Source organism: Luteibacter pinisoli (assembly GCF_006385595.1).
GTDB lineage: Bacteria > Pseudomonadota > Gammaproteobacteria > Xanthomonadales > Rhodanobacteraceae > Luteibacter > Luteibacter pinisoli.
The window spans coordinates 1,914,104-1,924,288 of the sequence record NZ_CP041046.1; the positions used below are offsets into that span (position 1 = coordinate 1,914,104).

Here is a 10,185-nt window from a genome sequence, read left to right on the forward strand (position 1 = left end):
GGAGTTTAGATGCAAGGCAGGTGCCAAGGCCCATGACCTTGCTCAGCCGTTACCCTGCTTTCGTTCAGCGAATTCGAGGACGTTGTCCTCGGCGGCATCCGCTTCGGGCACCGTGATGTGGTCTTCGTCGTCCACCTCGAGCACGGCTCGCCGGCTTTCCTGGACGAGCACAGCGTCCTCCACCGTCGTGCCGAGCGACTCGGCGGCTTCGGGCAGGGGCACCGGGCGCGCCTTGCGCCGGCGCTGTCGCGATAACCTGCGAAGGCGGCCGTCGTAAAGCGACCAGGCCAGGAACACCAGGAGGCTGACAGGCGCCAGCCACATGATGTCGGCCAGCTCGCGCGCACTACCCAACACTGTCTCGGGCAGGAAGCGTTCCCAGGCAGGCGGCAGGTCGAGCCGGTCCGCCAGCACGTGCAGCAGCGGCAGCCACAGGAAACCCCACAGCAGCCAGGCCACCACGGTGAGCACGGCATACAGGATGCGCCGCGGCATGGATTGCTTGTCGGGACGGTCGATAAGAACGGTATCGGCTTTCATTGCACTCCCCGGTCCGGGCTGGTCCACGTTGCCCGGCTTCCCTGGCGGCGGAACACCGCGCGGGGCAGGGCGACGATGGAGGTCACGGTGTTGAGCATCCAGTACGCCAGCGGGTACCAGATCATCCAGTAGTAGTGGCGGCCGATCTTCGCTTCGTAGCGTCGATCCACCAGCAGGCTGAGCATGAACTGCGCGAGACAGGTGACGCCGAGCACCACGCCGTGCCATTGCGGCACGAGCGATGCGACGTGGAACGGCGGCGGCACGACCGTCACCTTACCCAACGCCCACAGCACGACGATGACGCCCATGACGTAGGACCACGCCACGCTCAGCAGGTATTCGATGGCCAGCGGCCACATGCGGCGCTGTCGCCAGTGCAGCAGCGCGCCGAAGTAACGCAACACCACTTCGGAGCCACCCTGGGCCCAGCGCAGGCGCTGCTTCCACAGGCCGCGCAGGGTTTCGGGCATCAGGATCCAGCACAGCGCGTTGGGTTCGTACTGCACTTCCCAGTGACGCATCTGCAGGCGCCAGCTCACGTCGATGTCTTCGGTGACCATGTCGGTGTTCCAGTAGCCCACGTCGTGCAGGGCGCTCTTCCGGAAGGCGGCAATGACGCCCGATACCGTGAAAATGCGGCCGTAGACACTTTGCGCGCGCTTGATCAGGCCAATGATCGACGAGAACTCGCCCACCTGCAGCTTGCCCAGCAGCGTGGACCGGTTGCGGATGCGCGGGTTACCGGTGACCGCGCCCACGCGCACGTTGCGCGCCAGGCGCGCCACCATCCAGTGCGTGGCGTAATCATCGAGTAGCGCATCGCCATCGACACACACGAGGTACTCGCCGTGGGCGGCGAGCGCGGCGGCGCGCAACGCCATGGCCTTGCCATGATTGGACGCCATGTGCATCACGCGCAGGCGCGGCTCCTCCCGCATGAGGGCATCGAGCACCTCACCGGTGTTGTCGCTGGAGCCGTCGTTCACGGCGATGATTTCGAAGTCCGGCCAACGCTGCGCGGCGAGGTGCGCAATGGTCTCGCGCACGTTCTCGCCCTCGTTGAAGCACGGGACAACCAGGCTGACCAACGGATAGTCATTAAGCGGCGGCGGCGATTCGCGATCGCCCATGCGCCGCTCCACGCGCAGGTAATAGATCAGCCCGCCGCTCATCCAGAGCAGCGACATCACCCACGGATAGTAAAACGCGTACTGGAGCAGCGAATGCATCACCGATGCATCCGACGTCATCCTTGACTCTCCATGCCGAGCCTGCCGTTCGTCATGGCAAAAAGCCTTTGCGGTGCGGAATCAGTGCAGACCGCTCACCATAGGGCTCGCGATTTGCGCGTATCCGGCACTTTCAGGGCTTTTCTGCCGAAATTCTGTGCACGAGTCGCCGATTTTGTTCAGCTTCGGGCGATCATCCCAGGCTGGGGAAGGCGTTGCGCAGGCCCGAGACGATCATCTGCACGGCGATCGCGGCGAGGATCATGCCCATCAGGCGGCGTGCGATGCCAACGGCCTTGGCCGACAGGTAGCGCGCGACGAACGGCGCGCCGAGCAGGGAGATCGCGAGGATGACGAGAAAGGCGCCGAGGCCGATGGCGAGGGACATCTCGGTGCTGTTGTTGCGTGCGGTCTGGCCGAGCACGATCAGCGTGGCGATGGCGCCGGGGCCGAGCAGCAGCGGGATGGCCAGCGGATAAATCGCCACGTCCTCGGCAGCCGCGAGGGCTTCGGCTTCGGAGAGCGTCGGGTTGTGCTGGCTGCTGGGCGTGCCATGCAGCATCGACAGGGCGATGAGCAGCACCATGATGCCGCCGGCGATGCGGAAGTCGTTCACCGTGACGCCGAAGACCGCGAGGATCGCGGAACCGCCCGCCGCGGAGACAATGCAGCCGATGGTGACGGCGATGAGCACGACCCACGCCACGTGGCGGCGGTCGCGGTCGCTGATGCCGTCGGTAAGCGAGAGGAACATGGGCACATTCGCGATCGGGTTCATGATCGCGAACATCGCCGTGAACACCTTGATGGCGAAGGGCAGGTCGAAGGACACGGGGTCAAGCCTCGGTCGGGCAGGCCATCAGGGCCGGGGTCGAGCGTAGCCCAAAAGAAAAACCCCCGAAAGCGCCAGCTAACAGGGGTTCTTTGAGGTATTTAATGGTGGAGCCAGGGAGGATCGAACTCCCGACCTCGTCATTGCGAACGACGCGCTCTCCCAGCTGAGCTATGGCCCCACACGAGGGATAAATCTTAGCAGGGGCATTCGGGACCGCCAAGCCCCCGGCCGGATTACCCCGGCAGCAGGGCCGAGAGGCGGTCGAAGAGGACTTCGCGGCGCCAGCCTTCGAGGGCTTCGGGCCATTCGCCGCCACCCATCACGTATTCCTCCATGCTCCGGCGCGAGCAGAGCAGGCCGGGCGGGAGGTCGAGGTGGGTGGCCAGGGTGTCGATGGCGCTGCGCATTTCGTTGATCACGCGCTTGGCTTCGCCGGCGGGGTGGCCAAGCACCGAGGCCGTGGCTTCCACCTCGGACGCTTCGACCGGGCGGCGGACCACCTCGAACAGCTCCTCGCGCTGGGCGGCGCGCAGGGCGCGCGTGCCGCGGGCGAGGGCTTCGAGTGCGGCGAGATCCTTGGGAAGGCTGCCGGCCAGGTCGAGCGCGTGGGCATCTTCCAGCAACCACGAACGCGGCTTGTCCAGCGTGCGGGCCGTGGTTTCGCGCCAGCGCAGGATGCGGCGGAGCAGGGCCTGGCGCTCGCGCGGCCAGTCTGCCGCGGGCTTGAAGCCACGCTGCGGCTGCGGGTCGCCCTCACGCTGGCTGGCACGGCGCTTCATGCGTGCGCAGTCCTCGGCATGCCATGCCTCGCGCCCGCGTTCGGCGAGGCGCTCGGTAAGGATGGCGTGGACCGGGTGAAGGTGCACCACGTCCAGCGTGGCGTAGAGCTTCTGCGATTCGGTGAGCGGACGCTGCAGCCAGTCGCTGCGCGTTTCGCCCTTGTCCAGTTCGGCACCAACGAGGTCGGCCACCAGGGCGCGGTAACTGATGCCGAGGCCCATGCCGACGAACGCCGCCGCGATCTGCGTATCAAACAACGTGTGCGGGCCGTCAGGCAGGAACGGCGCCATCGCTTCGAGGTCTTCGCCGGCGCTGTGCATCACGGTGACGACGGGCTGCGCCGCGAACACCGGCTGTAACGTATCGCCCAGCGTATCGCCCAGCGGATCGATCAGCGCGTAACGGCCTTCATGTGCCAGCTGCAGGAGCGCGAGCTGCGGATAGAAGGTGTTGCGGCGCATGAACTCGGTGTCGAGGCCGACCACCGCCGTTGGGCCGATCGGCGCCAGCCAGGCGGCCAGGTCGTCCCGATGGTCGATCCACGGGGCGGCGGGCGCGAGTTCGCTCGATGACATGGAGCATCCTTGTAGATAAACGGGGCCGCGCGCGCGTGTTGCCCTGCAGCGCACGATTCCCTAAGGTGGCACCGCACGATAGCAGGCTCACGCGGAACCGCCCACCATGCCCAACACCGAGACCGTCCGCCGACAGCGCGCCATTGGCGGCGCGATGGGTGTGGCCGTGCTGGGTTTCGCGTTGTTCTATCACTTCTTTCCGCAGTTGCTGCACGTCGAGCCGGGCCAGACGGCGACACGCACGCCGACCCGCAGCCAGCCCACCACCATGGGTTTCGACCAGCGCCCCACGGGGGCCGCTCAGGCCGTGGCGTCCGAAGTCGACGCTGGGCCGCCACTGGTGCTTGCACCGGCCGCGGTGATCGCCGCGCGCCGCCGCGAGAAAAACACCGAGGTGCAGCTGCCGCCGCAGGCCACGCCGGACTCGCCGGAATTCACCGCCTTGCTCGATCGCGGCGACAAGGCGCTGGCCGCGGATCGCCTGGTCGGCGGCAAGGACAGTGCCGCTGCGCTGTACGCCGCGGCGTTGAAGGAAAAAGCGGATAGCCAGCGCGCCCTGTCAGGCATGGATGAAATCCGGGCGCGCCTCGTGGCCGAGATCGAGCAGGACATCGCCCTCGGTGACGCCGATGCCGCGCGCGATTCGCTCAGCGCGCTGAAGGCGTTGCCGAACAGTGCGAAGGACGTACAGCCGTTGCAGCAGCAACTCGCCGTGCTGGACAAGGTACGCCCGCTCCTCACCACCGCCGCCACCCAGCTCCAGGCGGGCAGGGCCAGCCAGCCGCGCGGCGACAGCGCGCTGGATACCTATCGCCAGGTGCTCCAGCTGGATCCGCAGAATGCCGTCGCCATCCAGGGCGTCGGCCAGGTGCAGCACGTGGTGCTCGACCAGGCACTGGCCGCCGTCGCGCAGAGCGATTTCGCGGCCGCCGACACGGCACTGGCCGAGGCCGCGGCCATCGAGCCAGGCTCGCAGGCCCTGCAGGACACGCGGGGACGCATTGAAGGCATGCGCCGGCAGAGTGGCGCGGCCATGCTCGCGCAGGCGCGCTCGGCACTGGATGGCGGCAACGTTGAACTGGCCCAGCAGCTCGCCGCGAAGGCACAGCAGACCAGCCCGGACCTGGCCGGCATCGACGACTTCAACGAGCGCGTGACCAACGCCAAGCTCTACGCCAGCTACAAGCCCGGCCAGCTGTTCTCCGATCGCTTCGTGGATTCCACGGGGCAGGCGCCGCCGATGGTCGTGGTGCCTACCGGCAAGTTCATGATGGGTTCGCCCGATGGCGAAACCGGACACGATACGGATGAAGCGCCGGCGCATGAGGTTGAAATGGCCAAGGGCTACGCGATGGCGCGCAGTGCGATCACCATCGGCCAGTTCCGTGATTTCGTCCGGGCCACCGGTTACGTGCCGCAGTCCCAGACGCTCGGCGGTGGCAGCGTCTACGACGAGCAGAGCGGCGGCCTGCGTGATGATCCGTCGGCCACGTGGCAGGACGACTACGCCGGCAAGCCCGGGCAGGATCGCCTCCCGGTCATCAATATTTCCTGGAACGACGCGAAGGCCTACGCGGACTGGCTCTCGCAGCGCACGGGGAAGGTCTACCGGTTGCCCAGCGAGGCCGAGTTCGAATACGCCCTGCGCGGCGGCACCACCACCCGGTTCTGGTGGGGCGACGGCGTGCCCTCGTCGCACGTCGAAAACCTTACCGGTGGCAACGACCGCTCAGGCTCCGGCCGCCGCTGGAGCAACGCCTTCAACGCCTACAAGGACGGTTACTGGGGCCCCGCGCCGGTCATGAGCTTCAGCCCGAATCCGTACGGGCTCTACGACATGGGCGGCAATGTGTCGGAATGGGTCGCGGACTGCTGGCACGACAATTACATCCGCGCGCCGCGTACCGCGGAGGCGTGGGTCAACCCGGGATGCAGCCGGCGCGTGGTCCGCGGCGGCTCCTGGGGCAGCGCGCCTGACATGGTCCGCTCGGCGTATCGCCAGGGTGCCTCGGCCGACGTGCGCAGCGCTCGCGTGGGCTTCCGCGTCGCCCGCGAGCTGTAAGGGCGGCCGTACACGCGAAAAGGGCCGGGCCCCGCTCAGGTGCTGCCGAATCGACAGGCACGATCGCTTGACGAAAACGATTCTCATGGAGATGCTTGTCACGTTCCCTAGGCGCGATAAAGGCGAGCCACCGTGGCCACATCGATCATCGTAGGCTACCGTCCGTTCCCAGGTCGCACCGACCTGGTGATCGCCATCCTCCTGGAAGTCTACGAGGCCATGCAGCGGGCCGGCCTGATCACCGCGCGACGACCGTGGATCATGCGCAGCGAAGGCGGCAACGTGGTCGCCGCCTTTGAGATGACCAATGAGTATTCCTACGCCGCTTCCGAGAAAGTCCGCGAAGTGGCCGCGCTCCGCGCCCGCCTCATGGGCGTCGCCGAGCGCATGCCGCTGAGCGCCCTGCATGAGGCCTCGCAGCCGTACGCCGAGTTCGAGACGACCACCGAGTATCCGGCCCCGGCGATTGCCCGCTAAAACGGCGCCTGGGTCTCGCGGAGTACCCTTAGGGAAATCGCACCCTCGAGGCGAAGCGTCTCCGTGTCTGGGGCATAAAAGTCTGCGCTGCCATGCGGAACCAGGAGTTCGCCCGCGAACATAGCGATATCCGCGTCGAACCAGACGGTGGCGGGAAGCCCATCAATCATCATGAAATTAGCCATCCGGCCATGTTACGGGCCGACGTGGCTGTTCACGTTTCCGGTTAGCCGCGAAATCTTGTCAGCCTAATGCCCAAGCCTTGTAGGGCGATCGTCTTGGGCCCGCTGCCATCGATGGTCTAAAGCTGCCCGTAGACGCTCTCCAGCTCGCTCACAGCGGCATTCACCCGGTCGATGCCGGTGGACTGGAGCTTCGCGCTTTCGCCGATGGCCGTGGTGACGTCGGTCACCTGGCTCACCGCGCCGAGGATTTCTTCCATGACCAGGCCTGCGGTGCCGACGAGTTCGGCGCCTTCGTCCACGCGGTCGCGGGCGTCGCCGATCAGGGCGTGGATCTGTTTCGAGGCGGTGCCGCTGCGCATCGCCAGCTGGCGTACCTCGTCGGCGACGACAGCGAAGCCCTTGCCGCTCTCGCCCGCATGCGCGGCTTCGATGGCGGCGTTGAGCGAGAGCAGGTTGGTCTGGAAGGCGATGGTGTCGATCAGTTCGAGGATGTCTTCGACCGAGCGCGTGCTTTCCTGGATGGCCCCCATGGTGCGGACCACGTCGGCGACGACACCGCCGCCCCGTTGCGCGGCGACGCGCGCGCCGTCGGCAAGCTCTTCGGCGCGACCCGCCTTGAGGGCGTTATCGAGCACCGCGCCAGACAGCGAGACCACCTCGCGCTGTAGGGTCTGCGCCGCCACGGTCTGCGCGGTGATGTCGGTGGCGTACTTGATGACGCGCACCGGGTTGCCCTGGGCATCGAGGATGGGGTTGTACGTCGCCTGGATCCAGACGATGCGGCCACCCTTGCCGAAGCGCCGATAGAGCCCGCTGTCGTGGCGGCCTTCGCGCAGCCCCGCCCAGAACTGCGCGTAGCTGTCGGACGCAGCCTCGATCGGGTCGACGAACATCCGGTGGTGGCGGCCAGCGATCTCGTCCAGCGTGTAGCCCATGGCCGCGAGGAAGTTGTCGTTCGCCTCGAGGATCGTCCCGTCGAGGGCGAACGCGATGGTGGCCTGGGCGCGGTCGATCGCACGCAGGCGGCCGTCCATGTCAGCCTCGGCGATGCGCCGTTCGGTGACGTCCGTGGCGTACTTCACCACGCCCGACACCCGGCCGAACGCGTCGAAGATCGGGTTGTACGAGGACTGCAGCCACACATCGCCGCCGTTCCTGTGCAGGCGACGGTAGAGCCCCGAGTCCGCCTTGCCGTCGCGCAGGCCATCCCAGAAGGCCGTGTAGGCCGGGGAACCGGCTTCGACCGGATCGACGAACTGGCGGTGATGCCGCCCGACGATGTCCTGCAGCCGGTAACCCATGGTCTGGAGGAACAGGGCATTGGCGTGGACCACCGTGCCGTCCGGGGCGAACTCGATGATGGCCTGCACCTTGTCCAGCGCCGCGAGCTTTCCGCGCATCGCCTGCTGCTGTCGCATCCACCGACCAATCATCGTTCCACCCCGCCAAGAATGTGATGTACATCACATATCGGCGATGCCCATGCACACTTTAGGCAAAAATAACGAATCCGGTGAATATCGTAACTATTCGGGCGGAAAGCATAAAAAAGGCCTCCGCGATGGGAGGCCTCTAAAAACCTTGGTGCCGAAAGTGGGACTCGAACCCACACTGTATCTCTACAAACGGATTTTGAGTCCGCCGCGTCTACCGGTTCCGCCATTTCGGCATGGGGCTGGCGATTATGCGGGAATCAATGCATCCGGTCGAGGCCTAGCTGGCGCTCGGTGCGCTGGTACCAGTCGTCGCCCTGCGGGTCGAACACGGCGCACTGGGTCATGCGGCCGGAGTAGATGTGCAGGCTGACGGCCAGCGAGTCGTCGCTCGGGTTGCGGATGGTGTGGTACTCGTGCGGCGGGATCAGGCTGCCGGCCGAACCCGGGCCGGCGTCGATCGTGCCGACGGGACGGAAGTGGTAGCGGGTGGCGTCGTGCTCGAGCAGCTCGTACTGGACGATTTCCAGCGCGCCATTCCAGACACCTTCGACGCACCACATGCCGCTGTGGTCGTGGATCAGGGTGCCCTGGCCCGGGCCCCAGGTCATCGCCACCACGCTGTAGCCGTGTTCGTCGCTGCGGTAGAGCTCACGGCGGGCGTAGTGGTCGCCGGCGGTCTCGAACACGCAGGCGGGAAGGGTGACCGCCTGGGAGCGGATCAGCTTGCACAGCGATTTGCGCAGCGAATCCGTGATCGCCGGGGTGGTCGCCTGGCTTACCGCGCTGTCGATGGCGTCGATGAGCGTGCGGCTACCCGGGAAATCGACCGTGATCATGGCTGGAACCTCTTGCAGGGACGTGGGGACGGAACGCTGCGGACGATCATAGCAGGGCGCGGCGGTGCCGGCCGTGTAAGGCCGTACGGTGCGTCAAAGCGACCGCAGGAAGCCACCGATGGCGCGGCTGTAGTTCTCGATGTCGACCAGGAAGGCGTCGTGGCCCTGGGGGGAATCCAGCGCGACGAACTCCACGTCTGCCCCGGCGGCTTCCAGGCCCTTGGCGATCGTCTCCTGCTGCTCCAGCGGGAACAGGATGTCGGTGCTGACGCCAATGACCAGCGCACGTTCTACCGCGATGCGCGACAGGCCACGCTGGATGCTGCCCTCGCCATACTCGGACACATCGAACCAGTCGCTGGCACGCGACAGGTACAGGTACGCATTCGGGTCAAACTGGCGGTTGAACCGGCGAGCGTGGCCCTCGAGGTAGGACTCCACCTGGAACTCGAAGCCGAAGGGCTGGTTGCCGTCGCGCTCGTCCGCATCCAGGCGAATGCGGGCGAAGCGGCCGTTCCATTCCATGGCCGAGCGATAGGTAATGACGCCGAGCTTGCGCGCGATGCTCATGCCGTGGTCCGGCCATACATCGCCGCCGTAATGGCCTTCGCGCCAGTTCGGGTCCAGCCGGATGGCCTCGCGTTGCAGCGAGCGAATGGCGATGGCGAAGGGCTGCGCCTGCGGCGCGGTATCGACGCTGATGTGCGTGCGGGCAGAGCCCGGGTGCAACACCATGTACGCCAGCGCGCTCATGCCGCCCATGGAGCAGCCGACGAGGCATGCCAGCTGCGCGATGCCGAGCCCGTCGCGCACCGCCTCATACGCGGCGTTGGCGACGTCTTCCAGCGACAGCTCGGGAAAGGTGAGGCGGTACGGCTCGCCCGTGGCCGGGTCGACCGATGCCGGGCTGGTCGAGCCCTTGTCGCTGCCCAGCGAGTTCACGCAGATCACGAAGTAACGATCCGTATCGAACGCGCGGCCCGGGCCGATCATGTCTTCCCACCAGCCCGGCGTCGGATCCACGGCATTGGACGCGGCGTGCGCGCTCGGCGACAGGCCGGTGAGGATGAGGATCGCGTTGGCGCGCCCGGCGTCCAGCGTGCCCCAGGTTTCATACGCTACCCGGGCGCCGTGCAGCTCACCGCCACGCTTCATGCGAAACGGCGTGGTCAGGTCATGGAAATGGCGGGCGTCGCCCATGCGCTGCTCCTCGGTTCGCGGTTCGTC

9 protein-coding genes and 2 tRNA genes are annotated in these 10,185 nt (G+C 66.7%); 2 read left to right on the top strand and 9 right to left on the bottom strand.

All coding sequences use genetic code 11. The features are described from left to right. Window positions 1-42 precede the first annotated feature (42 nt). The 5 genes from pgaD to rnd all read right to left on the bottom strand — a co-directional run bounded on the left by pgaD (window position 43) and on the right by rnd (window position 3,962). The gene (gene pgaD / locus FIV34_RS08755; RefSeq protein ID WP_139981652.1) at window positions 43-540 is read right to left on the bottom strand and encodes a poly-beta-1,6-N-acetyl-D-glucosamine biosynthesis protein PgaD; all 498 of its coding nucleotides are present in this window, start codon (window positions 538-540) and stop codon (window positions 43-45) included. Then, a complete protein-coding gene (gene pgaC, locus FIV34_RS08760) occupies window positions 537-1,793 on the bottom strand; it encodes a poly-beta-1,6-N-acetyl-D-glucosamine synthase (RefSeq protein WP_139981654.1) in 1,257 nt (418 codons plus the stop codon). The genes pgaD and pgaC overlap by 4 nt, the downstream gene beginning before the upstream one ends. 172 nt (window positions 1,794-1,965) lie before the next feature. Beyond that, window positions 1,966-2,604, bottom strand: coding sequence for a MarC family protein (locus FIV34_RS08765; RefSeq protein WP_139981656.1), 639 nt, complete (start codon window positions 2,602-2,604; stop codon window positions 1,966-1,968). A 105-nt stretch (window positions 2,605-2,709) separates the two neighbouring features. Further along, window positions 2,710-2,785, bottom strand: a tRNA-Ala gene (locus tag FIV34_RS08770). A gap of 55 nt (window positions 2,786-2,840) precedes the next feature. Beyond that, a complete protein-coding gene (gene rnd, locus FIV34_RS08775; protein WP_139981658.1) occupies window positions 2,841-3,962 on the bottom strand; it encodes a ribonuclease D in 1,122 nt (373 codons plus the stop codon). Between the two features lie 106 nt (window positions 3,963-4,068). Between rnd and FIV34_RS08780 the strand changes: the two genes are divergently transcribed. Both FIV34_RS08780 and FIV34_RS08785 read left to right on the top strand, forming a co-directional pair. Next, on the top strand, window positions 4,069-6,024 hold the full coding sequence (locus FIV34_RS08780; protein ID WP_139981660.1) for a formylglycine-generating enzyme family protein: 1,956 nt from the start codon (window positions 4,069-4,071) through the stop codon (window positions 6,022-6,024). Between the two features lie 132 nt (window positions 6,025-6,156). Beyond that, complete coding sequence (locus tag FIV34_RS08785) at window positions 6,157-6,501, top strand: hypothetical protein (RefSeq protein ID WP_139981662.1); 345 nt, start codon at window positions 6,157-6,159, stop codon at window positions 6,499-6,501. A gap of 301 nt (window positions 6,502-6,802) precedes the next feature. On the opposite strand, the gene FIV34_RS08790 is transcribed toward FIV34_RS08785, so the two are convergent. From FIV34_RS08790 to metX, 4 genes are all read right to left on the bottom strand, one after another. Continuing rightward, entirely contained in the window at window positions 6,803-8,086 is a 1,284-nt protein-coding gene (locus tag FIV34_RS08790) for a methyl-accepting chemotaxis protein (RefSeq protein WP_170207552.1), read from the bottom strand. 182 nt (window positions 8,087-8,268) lie between these two features. Further along, a tRNA-Leu gene (locus FIV34_RS08795) sits at window positions 8,269-8,355 on the bottom strand. 24 nt (window positions 8,356-8,379) lie between these two features. Next, window positions 8,380-8,958, bottom strand: a complete 579-nt coding sequence (locus tag FIV34_RS08800) for a cysteine dioxygenase family protein (protein ID WP_139981666.1) — start codon at window positions 8,956-8,958, stop codon at window positions 8,380-8,382. A gap of 93 nt (window positions 8,959-9,051) precedes the next feature. Next, window positions 9,052-10,158: a homoserine O-acetyltransferase MetX gene (gene metX, locus FIV34_RS08805; protein ID WP_139981668.1), complete on the bottom strand. Its 1,107-nt coding sequence runs from the start codon at window positions 10,156-10,158 to the stop codon at window positions 9,052-9,054. Between the last annotated feature and the right edge of the window lie 27 nt (window positions 10,159-10,185).

Bases quoted from the DNA above. Each gene is read 5' to 3' on its own strand.
- pgaD (WP_139981652.1), bottom strand. From the start codon at position 540: ATGAAAGCCGATACCGTTCTTATCGACCGTCCCGACAAGCAATCCATG.
- pgaC (WP_139981654.1), bottom strand. From the start codon at position 1,793: ATGACGTCGGATGCATCGGTGATGCATTCGCTGCTCCAGTACGCGTTT.
- rnd (WP_139981658.1), bottom strand. From the start codon at position 3,962: ATGTCATCGAGCGAACTCGCGCCCGCCGCCCCGTGGATCGACCATCGG.
- FIV34_RS08780 (WP_139981660.1), top strand. From the start codon at position 4,069: ATGCCCAACACCGAGACCGTCCGCCGACAGCGCGCCATTGGCGGCGCG.
- FIV34_RS08790 (WP_170207552.1), bottom strand. From the start codon at position 8,086: ATGCGCGGAAAGCTCGCGGCGCTGGACAAGGTGCAGGCCATCATCGAG.
- FIV34_RS08800 (WP_139981666.1), bottom strand. From the start codon at position 8,958: ATGATCACGGTCGATTTCCCGGGTAGCCGCACGCTCATCGACGCCATC.
- metX (WP_139981668.1), bottom strand. From the start codon at position 10,158: ATGGGCGACGCCCGCCATTTCCATGACCTGACCACGCCGTTTCGCATG.